The following is a 26686-nucleotide window of genomic DNA, read 5'->3' on the forward strand; positions in this document are numbered from 1 at the left end:
ACGAGCTCCTGAGGCACACGACGGGCCGGGATTGGCCCGGATCCACCGGGGAACCCGTCCGCGCGCTCCACAACCGGGCGCGGAGGGCGCCCTTTGTTACGGTCGCTGGATGGAGCGCTGGGACGAGGGCACCGTGCGCGCCCGGCTACGGGAGATGGCGGCACAGGACGGGGAGCGGGCGCGCTTCGGGGCGGATACGCACCGGTACGAGCTGGCGCCCGCGCTGCCGGAGGCGGAGATCAAGGCATTCGAGGAAGCCCACGGGGTCGGTCTGCCGGCGGCGTACCGGTCTTTCGTCGCGGTGGTGGGCAACGGCCCCGCCGGTCCCGGCCACGGGCTGATGCCGTTGACCACCCCCCGGCCGGAGGCCGGCGACGAGTGGGCCGTGGATGACGAGTGGGAAGAGGACCGGCTGCCGGGCCGACTGGCCGCGCCGTTCCCCCTCACCGAACCCCTGCCCGGCCGGATCGGCGCCTCGATGGGTGACCTGACCCGGGGCACGCTCATGCTGGCCGAAGAAGGCTGCGGCATGTACGTCCGGCTGATCCTGACCGGCCCGCGAGCGGGCGAGATCTGGCGGCTCGACCCGGACTGGGGCGGCTTCGTCCCGGAGAGCCCTGACTTTCGCGCCTGGTACACCGAGTGGCTGCAGCGTCCGTGACCGCGCCTCACGCCGTCCGGGCCGCATACGGCGGAGGCCTTCTTGCAGGCCGGGCCTCCGACAGACGGGTGCGCTCCTCGGCAGCAGCCTGACGGCCGGGCCGGGGGCCGAATGCGGCGGCGGTGCCCGCGTCGCGTCAGTCCTCCCCGTCCGTGGGCTCCGAGTACTCGCCGGTCCCGGCGTCGAGGAGGGGCGTGCGGGGCCGTCCTGCCGGCCCGGAGAGCCAGCGCAGGGCATGGTAGCCAGTGAGCACGGTGAGCGTCCCCAAGGCGATGCCGCTCAGTTCGAAGTGCTCGGTGAACTTCAGCGAGACACCCCCGATGGCGATGATGATCCCGGCCGCCGCGGGAATGAGGTTCAGCGGGACCGAGAAGTCCACCTTGTTCCGCACCCAGATCTGGGCGCCCAACAGGCCGATCATGCCGTAGAGGATGACGGTGATACCGCCCAGCACCCCGCCGGGAATCGCCGCCACCACCGCGCCGAACTTCGGGCACAGGCCGAAGAGCAAGGCGAAGCCGGCCGCCGCCCAGTAAGCCGCGGTGGAGTAGACCCTGGTGGCCGCCATCACACCGATGTTCTCGGCGTAGGTCGTGGTGGCGGGACCACCCACCGCGGTGGACAGGACCGTTGCGGTGCCATCGGCGATGATGGCCACGCCCATCTTGTCCTCCAAGGGGTCACCGGTCATGGCGCCGACTGCCTTGATGTGTCCGGCGTTCTCCGCGATCAGCGCGATGAGGACCGGCAGCGCGACGAGGATCGCGGAGGCCGAGAAGTTCGGTGCGTGGAACACGGGAAGGCCGATCCAGTCAGCCTTGGCGACTCCCGAAAAGTCGATGCGCCAGTGGTCCGTGAGCTTGCCCGCACCGTTGACCGAGTGAATCTTGCCCGCGGTGCGGTCAAGGATCCAGGACAGCGCATAGCCGAAGACCAGGCCCAGGAAGATGGCGATCCGCGACCAGAAGCCCCGCAGGACGACGAGAGCGAGTCCGGTGAACAGCATCGTCGCCAGAGCGGTCCACTGATCCTGCGGCCAGTACGTGGACGCCGTGACGGGGGCGAGGTTGAAGCCGATCAGCATCACGACCGCGCCGGTCACCACCGGCGGGAGCACGGCGTGGATCACCCGCGCCCCGACGGCATGGATGACGATGCCACAGCCGGCCAGAGCGGCACCCACCACGAGCATCGCCCCCGTCAGCGTGCCGGCGTCGCCCCCCTGGCCCGCGATCACGGCGGACACGCCAACGAAGGAGAGCGAGGAGCCCAGGTAGCTGGGAATGCGTCCGCGGGTCATCACCAAGAACAGCGCGGTGGCCACACCCGACGCCATCAGGGCGAGGCTGGGGTCCAGACCCATGAGCACGGGGGCGACGAAACAAGCCCCGATCATCGAGACGACATGCTGGGCACCGAGCGCGATCGTCCGCCCCCACGTCAGGCGCTCCCCGGGCCTGACCACCTCGCCGGGCTTCAGATGCCGCCCGTCTCCATGCACTGTCCACCCGAGGCCGGCCATGATCACTCTCCACTCCGCGACGCCCTGCACGTCACAGAGCCGAGGTGATTCATAGTCGAACGACTGCTTCTGGACAAACTGAAGTCGCTGGACATCCGAGGAGTCGCCGCAGGGCAACCGAGGAATCCTCGGTCCTTGGCGGCCCGACCCGGCCCGACCTGGCCCGGCGCGGCCCGACGGCAGCGGCTCGCGTCCGCTCCCGCGCCACAACGAGGCGCGCCGTTCGTTACCTCGTTCCGGTCAACGAGCAGGAGCCACCCTCCCCATCCGTAACCGGGATGTCACGCTGAGTGGATGACGACGACTCAGCGCTATGACATCCGTGGCAGGCCGGCCGCCCCGCTCGCAGGACCCGCCGCCCGGCCGTCCGCCCGACCGGAGTCCACGGCCGCGACGGATGTGGCGGACGTACTGGCCCGGATGCGGGCGCTGGCCGAGGCGCTGCCCGCCGAGGACGGGGTGGCCGTCTTCAACGGGGTCTACCTGGCGGTCACCGAAGCCGTGGCGCGGCAGATCGGGGACGGCGCGTTCCAGGACCCGGCGGCCGCGGGCGAGCTGGACGTGCGTTTCGCGCTGCGGTACTTCGACGCGGTGGACGCCACGGCCGCCGGGCTGCGGCCACCGGCCTGCTGGCGTCCGCTCTTCCAGCTCCGCCGCCACCCGGGAGTGCATCCGCTGCAGTTCGCGATGGCCGGGATCAATGCCCACATCGGACACGATCTGGCGCTGGCGGTGCTGGACACCTGCCGGGCGCTGGAGTGCGAACCGGCCGCGCTGGAAAGCGACTTCGACCGGGTCGGCGGGGTGCTGACCGGCCTGGAGGAGCAGATCCGCGAGCGGCTGATGCCCGGCCCCGATGTGCTGGACGTGGCCGATCCGCTGACGCATCTGATCGGGTCGTGGAGCCTGGACAAGGCCAGGGACGGCGCCTGGGTGGCGGCCAGGGCGCTGTGGGGCGTCCGCCGGCTGCCGGAGGTGGCCGAAGAGCTCACCGAGCGGCTGGATGCCGGGGTGGGCCTGGTCGGGCGGATGCTGCTGACTCCGCTGCCCGGCTGATCCGGCCACCACCCCGGCCACCGTGTCGCGGCGTCTCCCCCGGGACGCCTACGAGGACACCGCATGCAACCGACCCTGACCCTGGCCCCGGCCCTGGCCCCGGGTTTGACCCTGGCTCGGGCACCGGAGGAGCTAGTCCTCGGGCAGTTCGACCGGTGCGATCTCGTCGTACACGTCGCCCGGACCCGGGTTCGTGGCATCGGTCGCACCGCCGAAGTGGTGCATCACGCCCCACACCGCGTTCAGTGCGGTCTGCACGGCGCCCTCGGCCCAGCCCGCGGTCCAGGAGATGTCGTCGCCCGCGAGGAACAGGCCCCGCTTGTCCGCGGGGAGCCGGTCCTGCATGAAGTGGGTGAACAGGCGGCGCTGGTAGCGGTAGTGGCCGGGGAGGTTCGCCTTGAAGGCGCCCATGAAGTAGGGCTCGTTCTCCCAGGACACGGTGACCGGGTTGCCGATGATGTGCTTGCGGATGTCGACCTTCGGATAGATCTCCGACAGGGACTTCAGCATGACCTCCATCCGCTCGTTCGCGTCCAGCGGCAGCCACTTGAGGCTGTCGTCGCACCAGGTGTAGGAGAGGCAGATGACGGCGGGCTCGTCCGGACCGTTGTCGAGCAGGTAGGTACCGCGGGTCATCCGGTCCGTCAGCGTCATCGACATGACGTCCCGGCCGGTGTCCTCGTCCTTGTCGAGCCAGAACGGCCGGTCGACGGGGACGAAGAGCTTGCTGGACTCCATGTAGTGGGTGCGCTCCATCGCCGTCCAGTGGTCGATGGGGAACAGCGAATCGTCACAGTCGATCTTGCTCAGCAGCATCCAGGACTGCGCGGTGAAGACGGCGGCCTGGTAGGTGCGGATGTCGCCGTCGGCGTCGGTCACCGTGATGTGGTTGCCGGCGGTGCGGTTCAGCCGGGTGACCGCGGGCCGCGGCGTCCCGTCGTGCAGCGACGACAGCGAGGTGCCCGGCGCCCAGTGCACGATCTTCGCGGGCTCGCGCTCCCACAGGCGCAGCGGCAACTGCTGGCTGCCGCCGACGATGCCGCGGTGGTGGTCGTCGGCCTCGGTGTAGACGACCCGCAGGATCTCCAGGATGGAGTTGGGGAAGTCGGTGTCCCAGCCGCCGGTGCCGAAGCCGACCTGTCCGAAGATCTCGCGGTGCCGGAAGGACTTGAAGGCCGTCGAGTCGCAGAGGTAGCCGTAGAAGGTCTGGTTGTCGAGCTTCTCGACGAGGTGGGACCAGATCTCGCGGATGCGCGGGACGTCGCGCTCGCGGATCGCCTGGTTCATGTCGGAGAAGTCCGCGCCCTCTTCCAGGCAGGCGTTCCAGGCGTCCATCACCTGGTGGTAGACCTCGGGAAGGTCTTCGACCGTACGCGCGTAGTGGGACTCGCCCTTGAGGTCGACGACGGTCGAGGGGGTGTCCGGGGCCAGCGGGTTGGGGAACGGCTTGGTCGCGAGGCCCACCAGGTCGATGTAGTGCTGGAGCGCCGTCGAGGACGGCGGGAAGCGCATCGCGCCCATCTCCGCGGTCAGGCCCGCGGCATCGGCCGGGGTGCCCTCGAAGCCGATGGTGCGCAGCCGGCCGCCTATCTGGTCCGCCTCGTAGAGGACGGGCTTGAGGCCCATCTTCATCAGCTCGTAGGCGGTGATGATGCCGGAGAGGCCGCCGCCGATGACCGCGACCTCCTTACCGTGCTCGGTCGCGGGGATCTGGCCGAGGCCCGCCGGGTGGGCCAGGAAGTCGTCGTAGGCGTACGGGAAGTCCGGGCCGAACATGGTGATCGGCGGCTGGGCATCCGCGTGGTGGGCGGCGGTGGGCACCGTGGACGTCATCGGGGGCGGACTCCTTGCAGACGGGGCGCAGCAGGCAGGGCGGCGCGGGCCGGGTGGCCCGGCCGGCGGCGGATCAGGGGGGGTCGGCCTGCGGCGGATCAGAGGGGGCGGGCGGGTCGGTTCAGGGGGTGGAGCGAGGTCGGATCAGGTCAGCGGGCCGTACAGCTCCGGCCGGCGGTCGTGCAGATAGGGGTTGTCCGCCCGGGATTGCTTCAGGAAGGCGGGGTCGACCTCGGCCCGTACCAGCTGCTCGGTGCGGCCTGCGCGGGTGCGGACGACACCGTCCGGGCCTGCCAGGCAGCTGAGGCCGACGAACTCGAACTCGGCCTCCGCGCCGACCCGGTTGACGTACGCGAGGTACATCTGGTTCTCGAAGGCGCGGACCGGGATGACGGACTCGGCGACGAACTGGAACGGGTGCATCTGCGCGGTGGGCACCAGCAGCAGATCGGTGCCGGCCAGCGCATGGGCCCGGACGTTCTCCGGGAACTCCACGTCATAGCAGATCAGCAGGCCGATCCTCAGGCCGGCCAGCTCGGCCTGGACGACGGCCCGCTCCCCCGGGGTGAACCATTCGTGCTCGAAGCAGCCGAAGAGATGCGTCTTGCGGTAGTTCGCGAGGCGCGAGCCGTCCGGCCCGATGAGCTGCGCCGAGTTGTACACCGCGGCGCTGTCGGTCTCGTCCTGCGCGGCACGCTCGGGGTAGCCGTAGAGCACCGCGATGCCGTGCTCGGCGGCGATCTCCCCGATGGCCCGGGCGCTGTCGCCGTCGGCGGTCTCGGCAAGGCGGTGGACGTCGGCGCCGATGGCATAGCCGGTGAGGAACAGCTCGGGGCAGGCGAGCAGTCCGGCGCCGGTCGCCGCCGCCTCGCGGGCCGCGTCGTCGAGGACCCGCAGATTGTGCGCGACATCGCCGGGCCGGCCCGAACTCTGGAGCAGGGCGGTGTGCAGCGACGTCATGGGACCCCTCGGCGAGGACGGTGCGGGTGGACGCATTGACGGTACGGGCCGCCGCCGATGCGGGACAAGGAGTCACCGTTGCGCGCCGAGGGATGATTCATTGCGCGTTCAAGGGATCTTTCGAAGATTCGTTGCGCGCCAGGCCGCAGGGGTAGCGGGCCCCTGCACCCGGGCGTACCGGGGCGCGGGCGGGCAGGGCCGGATCCCGGTCTGAAAGGCAACGGGCCCCTCGGCCGTGCGCCAGGAGCCCGTACGGAGGGCGGACGAGGGGGCGTACGGGACAAGCCCTCAGCCCGGTGCCCCCGAGCTGTAGCGCCGCAGCAGCGGCGAGAGCACCAGGACGGATTTCGTCCGCTCCACGAACGGTTCGCCCGCGATGCGCTCCAGCACCCGCTCGAAGTGCCGCATGTCGGAGGCGAAGACCTGGACGACGGCGTCCGCCTCCCCGGTGACGGTGGAGGCGGACGCCACTTCCGGGTAGCGCGACAGGCCGCGGTGGATCGCCTCGGGCGAGGTGTTGCGGCGACAGTAGATCTCGATGAACCCCTCGGTCTCCCAGCCGAGCGCGGCCGGATCGACTCGTACGGTGAAGCCGGTGATCGCGCCGTCGGCCCGCAGCCGGTCCACGCGGCGCTTGACGGCCGGCGCGGAGAGCCCGACCTCCTGGCCGATGTCGGCATAGCTGCGGCGGGCGTCCTCGGCGAGGGCGTGGACGATGCGTTCGTCGAGATCGTTCAGTCGCACTGCGGGTGGATCACTTCTCTGCGGTGGCCAATCGGGAACGGCGCAAGCCGTAACCGAAGTAGACCACAAGGCCCACGACCATCCAGACACCGAAGACCACCCAGGTCACGGCGCCGAGGCTGCCCATCATGTAGAGGCACAGCAGAAATCCGATCGCCGGGAAGAGCGGCGAGAGCGGGGTCCGGAAGCTGCGCGGCATATCGGGGCGGGTGCGGCGCAGCACGATCACCGCGACATTGACCAGCGCGAAGGCGAACAGGGTGCCGATGCTGGTGGCGTCGGCCAGCTGGCCCAGCGGCACCGCGGCGGCGAGGATGCCGCAGAACAGCGAGACGATCACGGTGTTGGCCCGTGGCGCACCGCTCTTCGGGTGCACCTTGGCGAACACCTTCGGCACCAGCCCGTCCCGGGACATCGCGAAGAGGATGCGGGTCTGGCCGTAGAGCACGGTCAGCACGACGCTGGCGATGGCGATGACCGCGCCGAAGGCGAGCAGCACGGCCCAGAAGCTCTGGCCGGAGACGTCCTTCATGATCCCGGCGAGCGCGGCTTCCGAGCCCTTGAACTTCTGCCAGGGCATCGCGCCCACGGCGATCGCCGCGACCAGGCAGTACAGCGCGGTGACGATCACCAGCGAGAGCATGATCGCGCGCGGCATGTCGCGCTGCGGGTTCTTGGCCTCCTCACCGGCGGTGGAGGCGGCGTCGAAGCCGATGTACGAGAAGAACAGGGTGGCGCCGGCCGCGCTGACACCCGCCATGCCCATCGGCATGAAGTTCGCGTAGTTGCCCGACTTCACGCCCTGCACGGCGACGCCGCAGAACAGCAGCAGGGCAACGATCTTGACGATGACCATGATCGTGTTGGCGCGGGCGCTCTCCTTGGCCCCGCCCAGCAGGAACACCATCGCCAGCAGCACGACCAGCAGCGCCGGCAGGTTGAAGACGCCGCCGTCACCGGGCGGCTGGGACAGCGCGTCCGGGATGGTGATGCCGATCGTGCCGGCGAGCAGTTCGTTGAGGTACTGGCCCCAGCCGACGGCGACGGCCGCGACCGAGACGCCGTACTCCAGGATCAGGCACCAGCCGCAGACCCAGGCGACCAGCTCACCGAGGGTGGCGTAGGCGTAGGAGTACGAGGACCCGGAGACCGGGATGGTGCCGGCCAGCTCCGCGTAGGACAGCGCGGAGAACAGGGCGGTGATGCCGGCGATGACGAAGGAGAGGATGACCGCGGGCCCGGCGTCCGGGACGGCCTCGCCGAGCACCACGAAGATGCCGGTGCCGAGCGTGGCGCCGATGCTGATCATGGTCAGCTGCCACATGCCCATCGAGCGGCGGAGCGTGCCCCCCTCGCCCTTGCCGCCCTCGGCGACCAGCCGCTCTACGGGCTTGCGCCGCATCAACCGGGTGCCGAGGCCTCCGGAGGACTGCGGTGGGGGCCCTGCGGGTGGGGCTGCGCCGTGCTCCAACACTGGGGTGGCTCCTTTATCGCTGCCGATCAGATGAGATACGGGGGACGGCGACCGGCAGCGGTCGGTGTACGGGCATGCCGAAGCAACCCGCAGCAGGAGACCGCCGAGCAGACGGACTCCGTCACTCCACGTACAGCGCATGACCTTACGGCCCGCCGCTGACCTGCCGTAATGCAGGTTCCTTGCGCAACGGCGACTGATCATTGCGCACCGGTGCGCCGGGCAGCCGTTCGTTGCGCGCCGGGGTTCGATCGTACGGGCTCCGTGAGGGTGAGGCGGACCGGGGGCCCGGGTTCCGGATAGCCGAACGGCCCCGCACCGAGTCGGTGCGGGGCCGGTGAGCGGCGGTGCCGGGACGGGGTGCGTCCCGTGGCGGATCAGTTCCAGCTGTCGTGCAGCGGCTTGCCCTCGGCGTAGCCGGCGGCGCTCTGCACCCCGACCACGGCCTTGTCGGCGAACTCCGCCAGGGAGGCGGCGCCCGCGTAGGTGCAGGAGCTGCGGACCCCCGCGATGATCGAGTCGATCAGGTCCTCGACGCCGGGCCGCGCCTGGTCGACGAACATCCGCGAGGTGGAGATGCCCTCCTCGAAGAGTCCCTTGCGGGCCCGGTCGTAGGCCGACTCGTCGCTCGTACGGTTGCGCACGGCACGCGCGGAGGCCATGCCGAAGCTCTCCTTGTACGGCCGGCCGTCGGCGGTGTGCTGGAGGTCGCCGGGCGATTCGAGGGTGCCGGCGAACCAGGAGCCGATCATGACGTTGGAGGCACCCGCGGCCAGCGCCATCGCGACATCGCGGGGGTGGCGCACCCCGCCGTCGGCCCAGACGTGCTTGCCGAACTTCTTCGCCTCGGCGGCGCACTCCAGGACCGCGGAGAACTGCGGCCGGCCGACGCCGGTCATCATCCGGGTGGTGCACATCGCGCCCGGTCCGACGCCGACCTTGATGATGTCCGCGCCGGCCTCGATCAGATCGCGGACGCCCTCGGCGGCGACGATGTTGCCCGCCACGATCGGGACCTGCGGGTCCAGTGCGCGGACGGCCCGGACCGCGGTGATCATCGACTCCTGGTGGCCGTGCGCGGTGTCAACGACGAGGGTGTCCACACCGGCGTCCAGCAGCGCCTTGGCCCGGCCGGCCACATCGCCGTTGATACCGACGGCGGCCGCGATCCGCAGCTTGCCGTTGGCGTCCGTGGCGGGGGTGTACAGGGTGGCGCGGAGCGCGCCCTTGCGGGTGAGGATGCCGATCAGCATGCCGTCCGCGTCGACCGCGGGCGCGAGCTTGCGGTTGGCGGCGTCCAGGCGGTTGAAGGCCTCCCGCGGGTCGATGTCCGCGTCCAGGACGAGCAGGTCCCTGGACATGACCTCGGCCACCTGGGTGAAGCGGTCCACCCCGGCCAGGTCGTGCTCGGTGACGACGCCGACCGGGCGACCGCCCTCGACGACGATGCCCGCGCCGTGCGCCCGCTTGGGCAGCAGCGCCAGGGCGTCGGCGACGGTCGCGACCGGGGACAGCACGATCGGGGTGTCCAGGACCAGGTGGCGGCGCTTGATCCAGGTCACCACGTCGGTGACGACGTCGAGCGGGATGTCCTGCGGAATGACGACCAGACCACCACGGCGGGCAACGGTCTCGGCCATCCGGCGGCCGGCGATCGCCGTCATGTTGGCGACCACGAGAGGGATGGTGGTACCGGTCCCGTCATGGGAGGACAGGTCCACTCCCTGACGGGAGCCCACGGCGGAGCGGCCGGGCACCATGAACACATCGTCGTAGGTCAGGTCGTAGGGCACCGAAGAACTCTCTTCGAGCGCGCCGTTCTTCGGATTCAGGAATCGCATACGGCCAGGATACGGGCCCTGACCAGGGCTCATGTGATAATCCGAGGCTTTCCCCGGCCGTGTGTGCGATCCGCCAAAGGCGCCGTGCACGGCGGGGCGGGCCCGCCGGAACGGGGGCGCTCCGCCGCTCGCCGGGCCGCACCGCATCGCCGCCGGTCAGGCCTGGTGCGCCGCCGCTACACGCCCTGCCGGTCCCGCCCCCTGGCCATGATCACGGCCAGTCCGGTGTCCGTGTCGCGCCAGTAGCCCACCGCATCCGCCAGGACGCCCTCGACGATGCTCCACTCGTCCGGGGACGCGGCCGCGTAGCCCTGCCAGCCCGTCACGACGAGCAGCCGGCCGCGGTCGGCGGGGCACCAGGACAGGTCGGTGAGGCAGTCGGCGAGCGCGTCCCAGTTGCGGCCGAACCAGTCCGGCAGCCGCAGGGCACGGGCGCACCGGTCCATGAAGGCGGCCTTGTCCGCGACCCCCTCCAGGTCCAGGGACGTGCCGGTCCAGCCGGCGTCCCGCGCGGCACCCAGCGCCTCGGCCACCGAGCGTTCCGCGGGCCAGGGCAGCACCCCGGGGGGCGTACGTCCGTCGAGCACCGCGGCGAGCGGCCGGGGCACGGAACCCGTCATCGAAGCACCGCCTTGAAGGTCCGGTAGTGGTCGTCGGTGTAGTACGTCTCATGGCCCTGCCCGGTGACGAGCCGGCGGGCTCCGCGGTCCGGCGAGCCGGGCGTGGGCACCGTGTACTCGTGGTAGTAGCCGCGCGGCTGACGGGGCAGCAGCCGCTCACGGTTGCCGAAGACGGTGCCGTCCTGCGGATACGGGAAGGGGCCGCCGGCATCGATGAGCCGGAGGGTGTCCCGCGCCTGGGCGGGCAGCGCGCCGGCCGGCACGACCGGCATGCCCCGCGGCCGGTCCGAAGCGCCGGAGGGGCCCGGCGCATCGGCCGCGGCCGTGGCGGTGGACCGCGGCGGTCCGGACGAACTCCCGCCTGCGGCACCGCCCGTGGCACAGCCGGTCAGCACGAGGAGCAGCCCGGCGAGCAGCGTGCCGAGGACAGCGGCGGCACGACGCGGGACGGAGCGGATCACCATGCGCCGATGCTGTCACAGGGCTGCGCAGGCTGCTCGTCGGTGACCGGCGCCGGGGGTGCACGGGGCGGACGGCGGGGCGGTCGCGCAGGGGCGGGGCAGCGGGCGGGGTCGCGAGGCGGCGGGGGCGGTCCGCACGGGCGGGGTCGCGAGGCTGCCGGGACGGTCCGCACGGGCGGGGCAGCGGACCGGCGGGGCGGTCACGCGGGGCCGTCCGCCGCCGCGTCCCGCCCGGCGCGGGTCACGCTCCGTCAGGATCCGCCCGGTCCAGTGCGGGGCGCGGCCCGGGGCCGGTCTCCAGCAGCAGGTGGTCGGCCGCGGCGGTGTCCGTGACCAGGCTGGTCACCAGCCCGGAGCGGAGCACCGCGCCGATCGCGGCGGCCTTGCGCCGGCCGCCCGCGATGGCGACGACCTCCGGGATACGGCGCAGCCGGTCCGCCTCGACGGTGATGCACCGCTCGCCGAGGTCCCGGCCGATCCGCCGCCCCTCGGCGTCGAAGAGGTGCGCTGACATCTCGGCGGCCGCCCCCAGCGAGGCGTAGTGCTCCCGCTCCTGCTCCGAGAGCATGTCGTAGACGGTCGAGACGCCCGGCTCCCAGGAACCGATGGAGACACAGGCGACGGTGACCTTGTCGAAGTAGTCGAACGCGCGGGCGATCCCGGTCTGGCGGCGCAGCGCCTCGGCGGTCGCCGAGTCGGGCAGCAGCATCGGCGCATAGATCGGATGCGCCTCTCCTCCGGCGACATCGGCCGCACGGCGGACCGCCTCGACCGAACCGCGGTCGGCGGTACCGGCGTCGTACACACCGGTCAACTGCACCACGGTGCACGGCGGGAGACGGTGCAGCGCGGCCGCCATATGAATGGTCGACCGGCCCCACGCCAGCCCCAGCACATCGCCCTCGGTGACCAGCTCACCGAGGAGATCGGCCGCGACCTCGCCCAGGTTCTCCGGGTCCGCGGCGTCGTCGGGCGGCGTCTGGCCGCCGAAGGCGGGGGGAGCGTCCGCGGGCGACTCGACGACGACCGCGTGCCGCAGGCCGTAGCGGGCCCGCAGGGCGTCGGAGCGTTCGGCGTCCAGCTCGGAGGGCACCCGGATCTCGATCCGTACGAGATCACGTTCCAGGGCGGTCTCCAGCACCCGCGCGACCTTGAACCGGCTGACGCCGAACTCCTCCGCGATCTGGATCTTCGACTTGCCCTCAAGATAGAAACGGCGGGCCATGGCCGCGGCCTGCACCAGCTCGGCAGGGCCCATTCCGGACTGTGGGCGGCTGGCTACCACGAAATTCTCCCCTTTTGCGCATCTGATCGAGTCTTTGCTCATCCTTTCAGAAACCCGGCGGCAACGGGGACCATGACCGTCCCGACCCTCGTGAACGCTCGGTTGCGCCCCGTACAACGGGCGGCACGGCCCCCGCCACGGGCGGATTCCCCTGGCGTGAATCAGCCGGGCCGGGCTCTCGCTCCGGGGCCCGACCGGCACTCGCCCCCTGACCGGCACTCGCACTCAGTGCGCGCAGCCCCAGCCCGCCGCCGCGGTCGCCGTCTCGGCCTGTTCGCGCAGGTCCCTGACCGCCTTGGCCGGGTCGTCCGCGCCGTACACCGCGGAGCCCGCCACGAACACATCGGCGCCCGCGTCGGCGCACCGCTCGATGGTGGCCGCCGAGACCCCGCCGTCCACCTGGAGCCCCAGCTGCAGGCCGTGCCGGGAGATCAGTTCACGGGTGCGGCGGATCTTCGGCAGCATGATGTCCAGGAACGCCTGGCCGCCGAAGCCGGGCTCCACGGTCATGATCAGCACCATGTCGAGCTCGGGGAGCAGGTCCTCGTACGGCTCGATCGGCGTGGCAGGCTTCAGCGCCATCGACGCCCGCGCGCCCTTGGCCCGGATCTCCCGCGCCAGCCGCACCGGCGCGGCCGCCGCCTCCACGTGGAAGGTCACGGACCCGGCTCCGGCCTCGATGTACTGCGGCGCCCAGCGGTCCGGGTCCTCGATCATCAGATGCAGGTCGAGCGGGGTGTCCGTCGCCTTGCTCAGCGACTCGACCACCGGCACACCGAGGGTGAGGTTCGGGACGAAGTGGTTGTCCATGACGTCGACGTGCAGCCAGTCGGCGCCCTTGACGGCCTCGGCCTCCTCGGCGAGGCGGGCGAAGTCTGCGGACAGGATGCTGGGGTTGATCAAGGCCATGCCCCCAGTATGGCCTGCGGGCCGGGAAGGGGCGGCGGCGGGAGGGACCGGGTTTTCGGCGGGCCGGTGCGGCCTTTCTGGGACGCGGAGCGCGGCGGCGGGAGCGGCGATGAGCCCTCTCACACGCGTCCGCCGTCCTCCTCCGTCTTCGCCTCGCCGGGCTGCCGGCGCAGCGTCGCGGTGGCGATGTCCAGGAAGTCCGCTGCGGGGCCCGCGCAGCTGCCCTCCGGCATCGCCAGGCAGGTCTCGACCGGCGGGGCATCGGTGACGGGCAGGTAGACGAGATCGGGGCGGGAGTACGAGCCCGCGACGCTGACGGGAACCAGCGCGAGGCCCTGCCCGGAGGCGATGAGCTCGAACTTCTCCTCCAGTGAGGAGGTCCGCCGCGTCCTGACGTCGAGGACCGGCTCACCGTCGAGAGCGGCCGACGTGAGGCTGCGACGGCCGGCCAGCCGATGGGTCACGGGCAGGCACGCGATCTTGGTCTCGTGACCGATGGGGACGGTGTGCAGCCCCGTGTCGTCGAAGGGGCGCCGGAGGTATCCGACGTGCGCGCGGCCGTCGCGCAGCGGTGCGTCCTGCTCCCACCAGCGCAGCGGAAACACATCGATCCGGACCTTCGGGTGGCTCGCCGTGAACGTCAGGATCGCCTCCGAGACGCGCAGGCCGGGCGAGAAGGCGACGACGATCCGCTGCTCGCCCCGCCCGGCCTCGTGCACGCGACGCAGCGCCGTCTCGACCACCGTGGTGATCCTGCCCGCCTCGTCGTACAACTGACGTCCCGCGGGGGTCAGTTCGACGCTGCGCGTGGTCCGCGTGAACAGCGGGCAGCCCAACTCCTGCTCGAACGCGCGGATCTGCCGGCTGAGGACGGGCTGCGCGATGAACAACGCCTGTGCCGCCCGGCCGAATTGCCGGTGTTCGGCCACCGCGACGAAATAGCGGAGTTTCCGCAGATCTAAATCCATTCCCGAAAGGTATCAACGTGGTGGAAAGGGTATTGGACGCCCGGCGGAACCCCTCGGAGACTTGACTCATGATCGTCATCACCTCTCCGGCGGACGGCACCCACGCGGGCCCCTCCCCCACGGTATGGCGCACCTCACCGAGGTACTGAACCGTCAAGTGGGCCACGCCCGCCCGCTGTTGGACCGCTTCTCCACCACGTCCACCAGCTGCGTCAACGCGGCTTCGCAGCAGTCCTGACAGCAGGATTCCCGACCCACAGGACCTGCCCCACAGGCCCTGCCCCATAAGCCCTGATCCACAAGAGGAATCACATGACCGACACCCGTAAGACCGCCCTCGTCATCGGGGCCTCCCGGACCCTGGGCCTCGGGCTCGCCGCCGCGTACCTGCGCCGCGGCTGGGACGTCATCGGCACGGTCCGCGGCAGCCGGCGCACCGGCCTCCACGACCTGGCCGAAACGTCCGGTGGACGGCTGACCATCGAGTCGCTGGAGATGACCGAGCCGGAGCAGATCTCGGCGCTGCGCGACCGGCTGGCCGGACGCACCCTCGACCTGCTCTTCGTCAACGCCGCCATCACCCGCGGCGACATCCCGATCGGCGAGGTCCCGACGGCTATGTTCACCGAGGTCATGGTCACCAACGCCCTCAGCCCGATGCGGGTGGTGGAATCCCTGCGTCCGCTGGTCGCGCCCACCGGGACCATCGGCGTCATGTCCTCCGACCAGGGGAGCATCGCCCTGAACACCGAGGGCGGCCAGGACCTGTACCGGGCCAGCAAGTCCGCACTGAACCAGCTGATGCGCAGCTACGCCGCCCGCCGCGCCGGGGACACCCGCAAGCTGCTGCTCGTCGACCCGGGCTGGGTACGCACCGAACTCGGTGGCCCGGACGCCGACCTCAGCGTGGAGGAGAGCATTCCCGGGGTGGTGGAGACGATCGAGCGCCACCGAGAGCCCGGCCTGCACTTCGTCGACCACCAGGGGCAGGTCGTGCCCTGGTAGACACCGCGACCGGGCACCGCCGGAACCGTGTTCCTGCTGCCGTAAGGCGCGCCCTGCGGCGCCCATCCGCCGTCCGCCGCCCCCGCGTGACCCTGGGCCACTTGCCCTGCCCACGGGTCTGACATTACGTTCCGGTGGACCATGATCAAACGGGGGTTCTGATGGGTGTGGTTCTGCCTGGGTGGGCGGATGAGCTGCTTGACCTGATCGGCGTGTCGTGGCCGAACGTGGACGAGGACGACTACCGCGAAATGGCCCACGCCATGCGGGAGTTCGCCGACGACATCGCCGAGGGCGCCAACGAGGCTCACACCGCCATCCAGGGTTTGGTCGGCTCGGCCGGCGGTTCCGTTGCCGTGGAGGCACTGAACAGACACTGGGGCAAGGTCAACGGCAAACATCTGAAGGGCCTTGCCGAGTGTGGCCGCAAGGCGGGCACCGCGATGGACGGTGTCGCGACCCTCATCGAGGGCGCGAAAATCGGCGCGCTGGTTCAGCTGGGCATCCTCGCCGCGGAGGTGATCGCCGCCCAGGCCGCGGCCCCCTTCACGCTCGGCTTGTCGGAATTGGGGGCGATGGGTGCGACGCAGGCCACCCGGATGATCCTCAAACGGCTCTTCAAAGAGGTCTGCCAACAGGTCGCCGAGCAGGTCGTCAGCATCGCGCTCACCCCGGTCGAGGAAGCACTCGGGGCGATGGTCGGGGACCTCGTGGTCCAGCTCGGCGCCCATGCTCTCGGCGTCCAGGACGGTGTCAGCCTCAGTCATGCCGCCAAGGCCGGGGAAGACGGCTTCCGGCAAGGCGCAGAGAACGCCAAGGGCGCGGCCAAGGGGGCCGCCACGAACCCCACGACGGGTCTGCTCAGCGCAGGCGGAAGCGGCGGTGGAGGGGGCCGGTCCGCGGGCAGCGCCGGCAGCGGGTTCAGCTTCGACGAACGCGAACACCGCAACGTCGTGACCGGTCTGCAGAGCGCGAGCGGCACGTTCCGCACCAAAGCCGGCGGCAAGATCGGCCGGGCCAGGAGCCACCACGGTCGTACCCGCGGCAAGGACGCCATCGCGGATGCGGCGAATGTGGTGCTGGACAAGGTGGTCGACGGCATCGAGGACGGCGTCAAGAAGACCGCCAAGCACCTCGACGAGAACATGACGCGCGGCGTCAAGCAGATGATCAAGAACCATCGCGACAACGACGAGAAAATCGCCGCGCACCTCAAAGGTATCGGCAAGAAGAACAACCACGACCCGAAGTCCCCCGGCAGCGGTGCTGTCCCATCCGCGAACTCCACGGGCAAGGGACGCGGCAAGAGCCACAAGACCCGCACCCAACTGGGCAAGGAACACCCCAACAACAGCACTCGCACCGACAAGGCCGTCAAGGACTGTGGTGACCCGGTGGACGTCGCCACCGGCCGGGTCTTCCTCCGTCAGACCGACATCGCCCTGCCCGGCGCTCTCCCCCTCACGTTCACGCGGAGATTCGAGTCGTCATACCGCGCGGGCCGCCATATGGGGCCGTCCTGGGCATCCACGGCCGACCAGCGCCTGGAGATCGACGACCAGGGCATCATCTTCGTCACCGAGAACGGCCTGCTGCTCTCCTACGAGACTCCCGGTCCCAACCAACGTGTTCTGCCTGCCCACGGTCCGCGCTGGCCTCTGACACGGACCCCCGGAGGCGACTGGGCCGTTCACGACCCCGACACCGGCCAGACCCGCTACTTCACCGAAGCAAGCCACTCCCCCGGCACCGCCCTGCTGGAGGAATTGTCGGACCGCAACGGCAACCGGATCGCCTTCGATTACGACGACGAAACCGGTGCCCCGCTCGCCATCCGCCACTCCGCCGGCTACCACCTCAAAATCACCACCGACGGCAACGGGTACATCACCGCGCTGCACCTCGCCGACGCCGCTGCCGATGGCACCGACGTGCTGGTCATCTCCTACGGCCACGACGAAGACGGCAACCTCACCACCCTCACGAACTCCTCCGGCATCCCGACCCGGTTCGAGTACGACACCGATCACCGTCTCGTCGCCTGGACCGACACCAACGACAGCCGTTACGCATACACCTACGACCATCACAGCCGCTGCGTCGCTGAAGGCGGGGCCACCTGCGGTACCGCTTCGACTTCGGCCCGCTGGATCCCAAAACCGGCAACCGTGTCACCACCGCCACGAACTCCCTCGGGCATGCCACCCGCTACCTCATCAACGACCGCCTCCAGGTCATCGCCGAGACCGACCCACTCGGCAACACCACCCGCACCCAATACGACGCGTACGACCGTCCCCTGGCCGTCACCGATCCCCTCGGCCACACCACCCGGTACACCTACGACGAGCACGGCCATCTGACCACCATCAACCGCCCGGACGGTCGCCAGGCCATCGCCGAGTACAACGGCCTCGGCCGGCTGGTCGCCGTGACCGGCGCGGACGGCGCCACGTGGCGGGACGAATACGACAGCCGTGGCAATCGCACGGCGAACATCGATCCGAGCGGCGCCACCACCCGTTTCAGCTACGACGCACAAGGCCGTCCGACCTCTGTCACCGATGCCCTGGGCAACACCACCTCCCTCATATGCGACCCGGCGGGACTACCTCTCCGCATCATCAATCCGCTGGGGGCAGAGACCCGCTACCACCGCGATGCCTTCGGTCGCGTCATCTCCGTCACCGATCCACTGGGGGCATCGAGCCGTCTGGTCTGGACGGTGGAAGGACGGCTGGCCGGCCATATCGGCTCCGATGGTGCGGAGCAGTCCTGGACATACGACGGCGAGGGCAACTGCATCGCCCACACCAACGCAGCAGGCGGGGTCACCACCTTCGAGTACACCCACTTCGACCAGCTCAAGGCAAGGACCAGCCAGGACGGAGCTCGCTACGAGTTCACCCACGACACGGAGCTCCAGCTCACTTCTGTCACCAACCAGCAAGGCCTGACGTGGACTTATGAATACGACCCGGCCGGCCACCTGATATCCGAGACCGACTTCGACGACCGCACCCTCAGATACACCCATACCCCGGTCGGCCGGCTTGCCACCCGTACCAACGCCCTCGGCCAGACCGTCACCTACACCCACGACTCCTTCGGAAGGATCGTGGAGAAGAACGCGGACGGGCGGGTCACGTCGTATCAACACGATCCGGCGGGGCGCCTGCTGCAGGCATCGGCTCCGGACGTCGAGCTGACATACCGGCGCGATGCTCTGGGCCGGGTGGTGGCCGAGACCGTGAACGACCGCACCACGACCTTCGCCTATGACGCCTTGGGACGCCGCACCCATCGCACCACGCCTGCAGGCGCCACGAGCAGCTGGGAATACGACGCAGCGAGCCGCCGCACCGCGCTGACCGCCTCCGGCCGCACCCTCGAATTCGCATACGACCCCGCGGGCCAAGAAATGGCCCGTCACTTCGGCGCGGATCTGACCCTCACCCACAGCTGGGACACGAACGGCCTCCTCACCGAACAATCCCTCACCGCCCCGTCAGGCACCGTTCAGCACCGTTCGTACTCCTACCACCCGGACGGCAATCTCGCCGGAATCGACGATCGGCTGAGCGGTCCCCGTACCTTCGACCTCGACAGCTCGGGCAGGGTCACCGCCGTTCACGCACAGGGCTGGTCCGAACGGTATGCCTACGACGAGGCCGGCAACCAGACCGACGCCGACTGGTCCGACCGGTATCCCTCCCCCGAATCCCGCGGCCCCCGCACGTATACGGGAACTCGCATCACGCGAGCCGGCGGCATTCGCTACGAACACGACGCGCAAGGCCATATCATCGTGCGTCAGAAAACCAGGCTGTCCCGCAAACCCGAAACGTGGCGGTACGAGTGGGATGCCGAAGACCGGCTCGTCCGAGTCATCACACCCGACGGCAACACCTGGCGCTACCTCTACGATCCGTTCGGCCGCCGGATCGCCAAGCAACGCCTCGCCCCGGACGGCCGGCAGGCCCTGGAACAAACCCACTTCACCTGGGACGGCAACACCCTCGTCGAGCAGACCGCTGCCTCACCCGATGGCGCACATCTGATCACCCTCACCTGGGAACACCAGGGTCTGCACCCCGTTGTCCAGACGGAACGCAAAAGCCTGGCCGACGCCCCGCAGCAGGAAATAGACCAACGCTTCTTCGCCATCGTCACAGATCTTGTCGGCACCCCTGCCGAACTCGTGGATGAAGACGGCAACATCGCCTGGCGCACCCGCACCACCCTGTGGGGCTCCACCACCTGGAACACCAACGCCACCGCCTACACCCCCCTCCGTTTCCCCGGCCAGTATTTCGACCCGGAGACCGGACTCCACTACAACAATCAGCGCTACTACGACCCCGACACCGCCCGCTACATCACACCGGACCCCCTCGGTCTCCTTCCCGCACCGAACCCGACGGCCTACGTCCACAACCCGACCACGTGGATTGACCCGCTGGGCCTGGCGGCCTGCCCCCACCGGAAGCAGCGCGGCAGGCACAGTGTGGTTCTCGGCGTCAACGGAGACGATTTCGGGTCCGACGTTCTGGCCAAACACCTTCGCGAGAACGGTGACCCCGCTGCGCATACATATAACGGCGATGATTACGCAGGGAACGAAAACGGGACACCCGTGTGGATGAGTAATGTCATGCAGGCAGTCGGAGACCGGGACACCACTCTATCCATTACCCTCGACGGCATGCCGAACCGGCAGGGGACAAACGGAAACTGGAACACGCCGGAAGCAATCCAGGAGGCTTTCCTCGTTGCGGTCGAACGGGGGCGGAATTTTGGCGTGGGCCCCGGCCAGGCTCTGCCTAGCAGCGGTAATGGCACTGCATGGGAGATGAGCGTGGTGGCCAGGAATGTGCTGACCTACGATTGCGACCCCGACCTGGGCGGGCGATCCTGGGATTCAATTCACTGGTATTCCGGGAACGAGAGGGTTGAAAATGTTCCTCATCCGGACATCCCCCTACCACCTCGGGATAATGACCAGGGCAGGCGACGCCGATAGCCGCCCCACGAAGTATCAGCAGAGCGTCACCATTTTCCAGAAGTGAGTAGTGTGTTCACGTGACTCAAAATATCGAACCGCAGATGCCCGATGAAGTGGCGATCAAGTGGGACAAGGTGCGGGCGGCGAGTGAAGGGCGTCTCATCCAGCCTGCTGTTGAGGCTGCCTACGCCGACCCGCTGCTCCGCATGCTTTTCCCCATGATCAGCCACGGGTCGCTGCACTTCAGCCGCTGCATCAAGTTCCCCTGGACAAACGACGTGCCGTCCATTTACCCAGCCGCCGGTGAAGGGTTTCGCGTGGTCCGGATGAACGAACCCGTGGGGTCGAGCCGCCAGATGGTGGGAGATGCGGACTCGGCCGAAGGGGCCGTTGCTTTGGTCGTCGCCAACCTCCCCTCAGGCTGCGGTCCGGCGATCGACGGAACCGCTGACGATCTCGACCGCCCCTGATCGCGCGTCGGCCATCCAGCGTCCCGGGCGCTGAACGGCGGCGCAGACCTCACCTCATGTGGTCCGCGCCGCCATGCGTAGCGGGACGCCACCGCTGGAGATCGCACCACGCGGGGTGGCTCCCACCGCGGCGGTTCCGAGACACTGAGAAGGCAGACGTCTCCTCAGGCGGTCCGGCGCAGCAGCGCCAGATACATCGCGTCCGTGCCGTGCAGATGCGGCCACAGCTGGACGTCCGGACCGTCGCCGAGCGCCGGTACGCCGGGCATCAGCGGGCGGGCGTCGATCCACTCCACCTGCACCGGCTCGCCGCCCCGCCCCTTGAGGACGTCGTCCACCACGGCCCGGGTCTCGGCCGGATGCGGCGAGCAGGTCGCATAGCCGACGACGCCGCCGACCCGTACGGCCGCGAGCGCCTGCCGGAGCAGTTCGCGCTGCAGCGGGGCGAACCCGTCCAGGTCCTCGGGGCGGCGCCGCCAGCGCGCCTCCGGCCGCCGGCGCAGCGCCCCCAGACCGGTGCACGGAACGTCGACCAGCACCCGGTCGAAGGCGCCGGGCCGCCAGGCCGGGCGGGTGCCGTCGGCGGTGATGACCGCATACGGACCGGGGTTGCCGTCGAGTGCCCGGGCCACCAGACGCGCACGGTGCGGCTGCTTCTCCGAGGCCAGCAGGGCGGCACCGCGCTCGGCGGCGAGCGCCGCCAGCAGCGCCGCCTTGCCGCCGGGGCCCGCGCAGCCGTCGAGCCAGGCGCGGTCGGGGCCCTCGACCGGTGCGTTCGCCAGCGCGAGGGCGACGAGCTGGCTGCCTTCGTCCTGCACCCCGGCGCGCCCCTCACCGACCGGGCCCAGAGCGCCCGGCTCCCCGCCTTCCGCGAGCCGGACCGCATACGGGGACCAGCGCCCGGGGAGCGCCCGCTCCTCGCCGGCCGCCGCCAGAAGCTCCTCGGTGGTGGACCGGCCGGGCCGGGCCACCAGCGTCACCTCGGGGCGTTCGTTGTCCGCCTCCAGCAGGTCCTCGATACCGGCCCGGCCCCCGCCGAGCGCGTCCCACAGCGCCGAGACGATCCAGCGGGGGTGCGCATGCACGATGCCGAGGTGGTCCTCGGGGTCCTCGTCGTACTCCGGGGCGACCCGCTCCAGCCAGCCGTCCAGGTCATGGGCGGCGACCTTGCGCAACACCGCGTTGACGAACTTCGCCCGCCCGTCGCCCAGCACCACCCGCGCCAGCTCGACGCTGGCGCTCACCGCGGCGTGCGTCGGGATGCGGGTGCCGAGCAACTGGTGCGCGCCGAGGGTCAGCACGTCCAGGACCGGCGGGTCCACCTCCCGCAGCGGCCGGTCCACACAGCTCGCGAGGATCGCGTCATACGTCCCCTGCCACCGCAGCGAGCCGTAGACCAGCTCCGTCGCCAGCGCCGCGTCCCGGGCGTCGAAGTCGCCGCCCTCGCGTGCCTTGCGCAACAACGGCGGCAAGACGAGGTTCGCGTAGGCGTCCCGCTCGTCGACGGCCCGCAACGCCTCGAACGCGAGAACCCTGACCGGGTCCTTCTGCGGGCGGCGATGGGGCTTGGTGGGGCGACGGCGCGGCTGCTGGCTCACAGAAAAGGTGCTCCGGATACGAGATGAGGGGTCCGTCCCAGCCTACGCGGGCGCGCGGGCGGAGCGCGCGCTGAGGCCGGAGCCGGGCCGGCGCGGGGAGGCCGGAGCCGGACCCCCCTCCGGCGGCGGCCGGCCCCCGGACAGCGGGGGCTCAGTCCCCCAGCAGCTCCCCGCTCCCGATCCGCACCCCGCGCGCCCAATCGGCCGCCTGCATCGGCTTCTTGCCCTGCGGCTGGACCCAGCCGAGTTCGACGGGGTGGCTGCCGGTACCGACGTACACCGCCTTCTTGGTCACGGCGAGTTCGCCGGGTGCGAGGGCGGGCTCGGTGTGGCCCGGGGCGGCAACGGCCGACATCAGCTTGAGGCGTTCCCCGCGGAAGACCGTCCAGGCCCCCGGCGCGGGCGCACAGCCGCGGATCACCCGGTCGACCCGGAGCGCGGGCGCCGCCCAGTCCACCTTGGCGTCCTCGACCTCGATCTTCGGCGCGAGCGTGACCCCCTCGGCCGGCTGCGGCACCGCCTGCAGCGTGCCGTCCTCGATGCCGTCCATCGTCGCCACGAGCAGCCCGGAACCGGCGAATGCCAGCCGGGTGAGCAGATCGCCGCTGGTGTCGGTCGGCCGGACCTCCTCGGTCAACACGCCGTAGACCGGGCCGGAGTCCAGTCCGGTCTCGATCTGGAACGTCGAGGCGCCGGTCACCTCGTCCCCCGCCAGCACCGCATGCTGCACGGGCGCCGCGCCCCGCCACGCGGGCAGCAGTGAGAAGTGCAGATTGACCCACCCCTTGGCGGGAATGTCGAGCGCGGCCTTCGGCAGCAGCGCCCCGTAGGCAACCACCGGGCAGCAGTCCGGCGCGATCTCCCGCAGCCGGGCCAGGAAGTCCTCGTCGCGCGGCTTGACGGGCTTGAGCACCTCGATGCCCGCCTCCTCCGCCCGCTCCGCGACGGGGCTGGCCACCAGCTTCCGGCCGCGCCCCGCGGGCGCGTCGGGCCGGGTGACGACGGCCACGACCTCGTGCCGGTCCGAGGCGAGCAGGGCATCGAGGGCGGGTACGGCGACCTCGGGGGTGCCGGCGAAGACGAGCCTCATGGGTGGCGATCTACCTCTCACACGCAGCGGAACGACACACCAGTCTAGGGGGACCGTCCCAGGCCATGGGCGGTGGCTCAGGGGGCGTACGACAATTCCCGCGCCTCGTACGGAAGCTCGTGCGCCCCCATACCGTGACCAGAGCCGCTGCTGTCGCGTTGGTCAAACAGCATTGACCCGGACCGGGCCGTTTGGCGGCCCGCTCGCTTTCATCCTTCCTTTTCCACGCCGGTTCGAGAGGCTTGCTCATGGCCGACCACGCAACCCACGACGCCCAGGCGCGCGCCAGCCTGCATCTCCTGGTGCGGGACATCGAACGGGTGCGCCGGCAGGTGGACGCACTGCGCACGCTGACCGCTCAGCTCGGCAACGTCTACCGGCCGCGGCGCACCGGCCCCTCCGCAGGCTTCGTCGTCTACGGACGCGCCCCCGCCCCGACGGTGCGCCTCGCCCAGGAGCTGCGGGACAGCGTCGAAACCCTGGTCACGGCCGCGGTCGACTTCGACCGTTCGCTGGGCTTCTCCTGGGACGCGGTGGGCTCGGCACTCGGCGTCACCAAGCAGGCGGTGCACCGCCGTTACGGTGCCCGCCGGGCTGCCGCCCAGCCCTCCGCGGAGAGCAACGGCGGTGAGCCGACGGGGCGTTCGTCCGATTCCGCCGCCGCGAGCCGTGCGGTGACCATGGCCGCGGGGCTGCCCGGCTCCCCGTCCTTCCCGGCCGCCCGCGCCATGCCCGCCCAGCCCTCCGCGGTCTCCCGCGACGAGCCGGCCCGCCCGGGCGCCTTCCCCGGCCCCCGCAACGGCTGAACCACCCCGGCACCGAGCGCCCTTGGCTCCCCGCCGCACCCGCCGCTCGCCAACGCCCCGGGACCATCCGCCGACACCGGTCCCGGGGCGGCGCCATGTCCGGGGCACTCGGGCGGGCCTCACCCCAGATCGGGCGGATCGATCCGTACCCGTACCGCCTCGCCCTCCCGCTTGACCAGCCGGGCCGCGCGGGCGGCCTTGAGCGCCGCGGCGAGGGCGGCACCCTTGCCGGGACGGACGCGGACCAGCGCGCGTTCCCACTGCTCGCCCGGCGGAGGATCGCCGGGGCGGCGCGGGCGCGCGGGGTCCGGCACCGGCAGCGGAACGGGCCCCAACACTTCGGCGCCCACGGGGAGTTCGGCATCCCTCAGCAGCTCGACGACGTCCTCGGCGCGGCCGGCCACCGAAGCCATCCGCGACACCGGAGGGAAGCCCAGCTCGGCCCGTTCGGCCAGCTCGCGGACCGCATGGCCGACCGGGTCCCAGCGCACCAGCGCCTGCACCGGCCGCAGCGTCGGCTCCGCGATCACCGCGACGGTGCCGCCCTCCGCCTGGCCGCGGACCAGCGCGGCGGCGCCCAGCCAGCGGCGCAGCGCCTCCTCCCCCGCCCGCAGGTCGGGGCGCCCCAGCAGCGCCCAGCCGTCCAGCAGCAGCGCCGCCGCATAACCGCCGTCCTCGGCCACCGGCTCCGCGCCGGGCGTGCTCACCACCAGCGCGGGAGCGCCCGGAACCGTCGCCAGCACATGATCGCGCCCCGAGGTGCGCACCGGGACCGACGGGAACACCCGGCCCAGCTCCTCGGCCGTCCGCCGCGCGCCCACGACCTGGGCCCGCAGCCGCGCCCCGCCGCACTCGGCGCAGTGCCAGTCCGGCTCGGGCCGGCCACACCACGCACAGGCCAGCTCGCCCGCGTCCTGCGACTCCAGCGGGCCCGCACAGGCCCGGCAGCGCGCGGGGGTGCGGCAGCGTTCGCAGGCCAGACGGGGCGCATACCCCCGGCGCGGCACCTGGACGAGCACCGGTCCGCGCCGCAGGCCCTCGCGCACCACCTGCCAGGCCATCGTCGGCAGCCGGGCGGCGCGCGCCGCGGCGTCCCGCGCCTCGTCACCGTCGCTGACCGTACGCACCAGGGGGGCCGCGGTCCGCACCTGCTCGCGCTCGGCGGTCAGCGGGCGCGCCCAGCCGGTCTCGACGAGCTGGGCCGCCTCGACCGTGCAGCTCAGCCCGCCCAGCAGGAACCCGGCGCGCTCATTGACCGACCGCTGGATAAGGACCTCACGGGCGTGTGGCTGGGGTGCATGCGGGTCGCTGTGGCTGGCGTCCCCGTCGTCCCACAGGGCGACCAGGCCGAGGCCGGCGACCGGTGCGAACATCGCCGCGCGCGTCCCGACCACGGCGCGCACCGCGCCACGGCTGACCGCCAGCCAGCGGCGGTAGCGCTCCTCGGGCCCGGCATCGGCGGTCAGCAGCACATGCCGGCCCTCCCCGATCAGCTCGCCGAGGGCCGCGTCCACCCGCGCGGCGGCGCGCCCGTCCGGCACCACCACCAGCGCGCCCCGCCCGCCGGCCAGCGCCGCGGCCACCGCCCGCGCCAGCTCCTGCGGCCAGGTCGCCCCGGGCAGCGCCGTCCACACCGCCCGCGGCACATCCCCCCGCGTCAGCGCCGCCAGGAACCCGGGGCCCGCGCCGTAGCGCGTCCAACTGCCGGGCTCCGGGGCGGCGTTGGGTGGCAGTGGCGCAGGCGACGGCTTGGCCTCAGCCCGCGCCCGGCGCGGCGGCACGGCCAGCTGCACCACATCGGCGAGCGTCCCGGCATAGCGGTCCGCCACCGCCCGGCACAGCCCCAGCAGCTCGGGCGTCAGCACCCGCTCGGACGACAGCACCTGCGCGATCGGGGCGAGCACCCCGCGGTAGTCGCTCTCCGCGGCCCGCTCCACGATGAATCCGCTGACCAGCTTGCCGCCCTCACGGCGGCCCCCCTTCTCCCCCGCCCCGAAGCGCACCCGCACCCGCACGCCGGGCTGGGCCTCGGCGTCCATCGCCGCGGGCACCGCGTAATCGAAATAGCGGTCGAGGTGCACCAGCCCCTTGTCGACCAGCACCCGCGCCACCGGCAGCCCGGCGGCCAGCTCGGCCCCCCGCCACGTCCGCGGCTTCGCCCGCTCCGCCTTGGTCTCCCGCACGGCCTCCCGGATGAGGGCCAACTGCTCGCCCGCACCCGACGCCCCCGCCTCCGGTCGCCCGTTCTCCCTGCTCACAGCATCAGTCTTAGCAGATGGCACGGACAGCGAGGGGTGCCTGTGGACAGCCGACGGCCCCGGACCACTGGTGCGGTCCGGGGCCGTCGGCCACTACACGGGCGATACGAAAACCGGGAG

20 protein-coding genes and 2 pseudogenes are annotated in these 26686 nt (G+C 71.2%); 8 read left to right on the top strand and 14 right to left on the bottom strand.

What is annotated here, in order from left to right:
• The first annotated feature begins 109 nt into the window (after positions 1-109).
• Positions 110-661, top strand: a complete 552-nt coding sequence (locus tag CFW40_RS05425; RefSeq protein ID WP_088796708.1) for an SMI1/KNR4 family protein — start codon at positions 110-112, stop codon at positions 659-661.
• A gap of 136 nt (positions 662-797) precedes the next feature.
• On the opposite strand, the gene CFW40_RS05430 is transcribed toward CFW40_RS05425, so the two are convergent.
• Positions 798-2183, bottom strand: coding sequence for a uracil-xanthine permease family protein (locus CFW40_RS05430; RefSeq protein WP_088801928.1), 1386 nt, complete (start codon positions 2181-2183; stop codon positions 798-800).
• Between the two features lie 294 nt (positions 2184-2477).
• Here CFW40_RS05430 and CFW40_RS05435 point away from each other — a divergent pair, with 294 nt between their 5' ends.
• Positions 2478-3239 carry a DUF5995 family protein gene (locus CFW40_RS05435; protein WP_371127154.1) on the top strand — a complete coding sequence of 254 codons (762 nt, stop codon included), beginning with the start codon at positions 2478-2480 and terminating at the stop codon, positions 3237-3239.
• 132 nt (positions 3240-3371) lie between these two features.
• Here CFW40_RS05435 and CFW40_RS05440 read toward each other — a convergent pair whose 3' ends face one another.
• From CFW40_RS05440 to CFW40_RS05485, 10 genes are all read right to left on the bottom strand, one after another.
• The gene (locus CFW40_RS05440; protein WP_088796709.1) at positions 3372-5072 is read right to left on the bottom strand and encodes an NAD(P)/FAD-dependent oxidoreductase; all 1701 of its coding nucleotides are present in this window, start codon (positions 5070-5072) and stop codon (positions 3372-3374) included.
• Between the two features lie 144 nt (positions 5073-5216).
• Positions 5217-6032 carry a carbon-nitrogen hydrolase family protein gene (locus CFW40_RS05445; RefSeq protein ID WP_088796710.1) on the bottom strand — a complete coding sequence of 272 codons (816 nt, stop codon included), beginning with the start codon at positions 6030-6032 and terminating at the stop codon, positions 5217-5219.
• Positions 6033-6320: 288 nt separating this feature from the next.
• Entirely contained in the window at positions 6321-6776 is a 456-nt protein-coding gene (locus tag CFW40_RS05450) for an Lrp/AsnC family transcriptional regulator (protein ID WP_030076492.1), read from the bottom strand.
• Between the two features lie 10 nt (positions 6777-6786).
• Entirely contained in the window at positions 6787-8250 is a 1464-nt protein-coding gene (locus CFW40_RS05455) for an amino acid permease (RefSeq protein WP_088796711.1), read from the bottom strand.
• Between the two features lie 377 nt (positions 8251-8627).
• The gene (locus CFW40_RS05460; RefSeq protein WP_088796712.1) at positions 8628-10091 is read right to left on the bottom strand and encodes a GuaB1 family IMP dehydrogenase-related protein; all 1464 of its coding nucleotides are present in this window, start codon (positions 10089-10091) and stop codon (positions 8628-8630) included.
• 176 nt (positions 10092-10267) lie between these two features.
• Positions 10268-10711, bottom strand: a complete 444-nt coding sequence (locus CFW40_RS05465) for a barstar family protein (protein ID WP_088796713.1) — start codon at positions 10709-10711, stop codon at positions 10268-10270.
• Complete coding sequence (locus tag CFW40_RS05470) at positions 10708-11175, bottom strand: ribonuclease domain-containing protein (RefSeq protein ID WP_088796714.1); 468 nt, start codon at positions 11173-11175, stop codon at positions 10708-10710. The genes CFW40_RS05465 and CFW40_RS05470 overlap by 4 nt, the downstream gene beginning before the upstream one ends.
• 238 nt (positions 11176-11413) lie before the next feature.
• The gene (locus CFW40_RS05475) at positions 11414-12430 is read right to left on the bottom strand and encodes a sugar-binding transcriptional regulator (RefSeq protein ID WP_088796715.1); all 1017 of its coding nucleotides are present in this window, start codon (positions 12428-12430) and stop codon (positions 11414-11416) included.
• A 252-nt stretch (positions 12431-12682) separates the two neighbouring features.
• Positions 12683-13366 (bottom strand): ribulose-phosphate 3-epimerase, encoded by a 684-nt coding sequence (gene rpe, locus CFW40_RS05480; protein WP_088796716.1) that lies wholly within the window; start codon positions 13364-13366, stop codon positions 12683-12685.
• Between the two features lie 119 nt (positions 13367-13485).
• A complete protein-coding gene (locus CFW40_RS05485) occupies positions 13486-14334 on the bottom strand; it encodes a LysR family transcriptional regulator (protein WP_088796717.1) in 849 nt (282 codons plus the stop codon).
• 312 nt (positions 14335-14646) lie between these two features.
• Between CFW40_RS05485 and CFW40_RS05490 the strand changes: the two genes are divergently transcribed.
• From CFW40_RS05490 to CFW40_RS05500, 5 genes and pseudogenes are all read left to right on the top strand, one after another.
• The gene (locus tag CFW40_RS05490; RefSeq protein ID WP_088796718.1) at positions 14647-15339 is read left to right on the top strand and encodes an SDR family oxidoreductase; all 693 of its coding nucleotides are present in this window, start codon (positions 14647-14649) and stop codon (positions 15337-15339) included.
• A 1166-nt stretch (positions 15340-16505) separates the two neighbouring features.
• Positions 16506-17405, top strand: a pseudogene (locus tag CFW40_RS38650) (DUF6531 domain-containing protein); the annotation flags it as partial.
• A gap of 170 nt (positions 17406-17575) precedes the next feature.
• A pseudogene (locus CFW40_RS38655) lies at positions 17576-17677 on the top strand (RHS repeat domain-containing protein); the annotation flags it as partial.
• 93 nt (positions 17678-17770) lie between these two features.
• Complete coding sequence (locus CFW40_RS38660) at positions 17771-20362, top strand: RHS repeat-associated core domain-containing protein (protein ID WP_306427425.1); 2592 nt, start codon at positions 17771-17773, stop codon at positions 20360-20362.
• Positions 20363-20421: 59 nt separating this feature from the next.
• Positions 20422-20814, top strand: coding sequence for a DUF6193 family natural product biosynthesis protein (locus tag CFW40_RS05500; protein WP_256331577.1), 393 nt, complete (start codon positions 20422-20424; stop codon positions 20812-20814).
• A gap of 164 nt (positions 20815-20978) precedes the next feature.
• Here the strand turns inward: CFW40_RS05500 and CFW40_RS05505 are convergent, their stop codons facing one another.
• Positions 20979-22412 carry an RsmB/NOP family class I SAM-dependent RNA methyltransferase gene (locus CFW40_RS05505; RefSeq protein WP_088796720.1) on the bottom strand — a complete coding sequence of 478 codons (1434 nt, stop codon included), beginning with the start codon at positions 22410-22412 and terminating at the stop codon, positions 20979-20981.
• Between the two features lie 151 nt (positions 22413-22563).
• On the bottom strand, positions 22564-23502 hold the full coding sequence (gene fmt, locus CFW40_RS05510) for a methionyl-tRNA formyltransferase (protein WP_088796721.1): 939 nt from the start codon (positions 23500-23502) through the stop codon (positions 22564-22566).
• Between the two features lie 248 nt (positions 23503-23750).
• On the opposite strand from fmt, the gene CFW40_RS05515 reads away from it, so the two are divergent.
• On the top strand, positions 23751-24308 hold the full coding sequence (locus CFW40_RS05515) for a hypothetical protein (RefSeq protein WP_088796722.1): 558 nt from the start codon (positions 23751-23753) through the stop codon (positions 24306-24308).
• A gap of 119 nt (positions 24309-24427) precedes the next feature.
• On the opposite strand, the gene CFW40_RS05520 is transcribed toward CFW40_RS05515, so the two are convergent.
• Complete coding sequence (locus CFW40_RS05520; protein ID WP_088796723.1) at positions 24428-26566, bottom strand: primosomal protein N'; 2139 nt, start codon at positions 26564-26566, stop codon at positions 24428-24430.
• Positions 26567-26686 lie beyond the last annotated feature (120 nt).

The sequence above is a fragment of the Streptomyces sp. 2114.4 genome (genome assembly GCF_900187385.1).
Taxonomy (GTDB): domain Bacteria; phylum Actinomycetota; class Actinomycetes; order Streptomycetales; family Streptomycetaceae; genus Streptomyces; species Streptomyces mooreae.

Excerpts from the sequence above, each read along its gene's own strand:
- CFW40_RS05425 (WP_088796708.1), top strand. The coding sequence starts at position 110 with ATGGAGCGCTGGGACGAGGGCACCGTGCGCGCCCGGCTACGGGAGATG.
- CFW40_RS05430 (WP_088801928.1), bottom strand. The coding sequence starts at position 2,183 with ATGGCCGGCCTCGGGTGGACAGTGCATGGAGACGGGCGGCATCTGAAG.
- CFW40_RS05435 (WP_371127154.1), top strand. The coding sequence starts at position 2,478 with ATGACGACGACTCAGCGCTATGACATCCGTGGCAGGCCGGCCGCCCCG.
- CFW40_RS05440 (WP_088796709.1), bottom strand. The coding sequence starts at position 5,072 with ATGACGTCCACGGTGCCCACCGCCGCCCACCACGCGGATGCCCAGCCG.
- CFW40_RS05445 (WP_088796710.1), bottom strand. The coding sequence starts at position 6,032 with ATGACGTCGCTGCACACCGCCCTGCTCCAGAGTTCGGGCCGGCCCGGC.
- CFW40_RS05460 (WP_088796712.1), bottom strand. The coding sequence starts at position 10,091 with ATGCGATTCCTGAATCCGAAGAACGGCGCGCTCGAAGAGAGTTCTTCG.
- CFW40_RS05465 (WP_088796713.1), bottom strand. The coding sequence starts at position 10,711 with ATGACGGGTTCCGTGCCCCGGCCGCTCGCCGCGGTGCTCGACGGACGT.
- CFW40_RS05470 (WP_088796714.1), bottom strand. The coding sequence starts at position 11,175 with ATGGTGATCCGCTCCGTCCCGCGTCGTGCCGCCGCTGTCCTCGGCACG.
- CFW40_RS05475 (WP_088796715.1), bottom strand. The coding sequence starts at position 12,430 with ATGGGCCCTGCCGAGCTGGTGCAGGCCGCGGCCATGGCCCGCCGTTTC.
- rpe (WP_088796716.1), bottom strand. The coding sequence starts at position 13,366 with ATGGCCTTGATCAACCCCAGCATCCTGTCCGCAGACTTCGCCCGCCTC.
- CFW40_RS05485 (WP_088796717.1), bottom strand. The coding sequence starts at position 14,334 with ATGGATTTAGATCTGCGGAAACTCCGCTATTTCGTCGCGGTGGCCGAA.
- CFW40_RS05490 (WP_088796718.1), top strand. The coding sequence starts at position 14,647 with ATGACCGACACCCGTAAGACCGCCCTCGTCATCGGGGCCTCCCGGACC.
- fmt (WP_088796721.1), bottom strand. The coding sequence starts at position 23,502 with ATGAGGCTCGTCTTCGCCGGCACCCCCGAGGTCGCCGTACCCGCCCTC.
- CFW40_RS05515 (WP_088796722.1), top strand. The coding sequence starts at position 23,751 with ATGGCCGACCACGCAACCCACGACGCCCAGGCGCGCGCCAGCCTGCAT.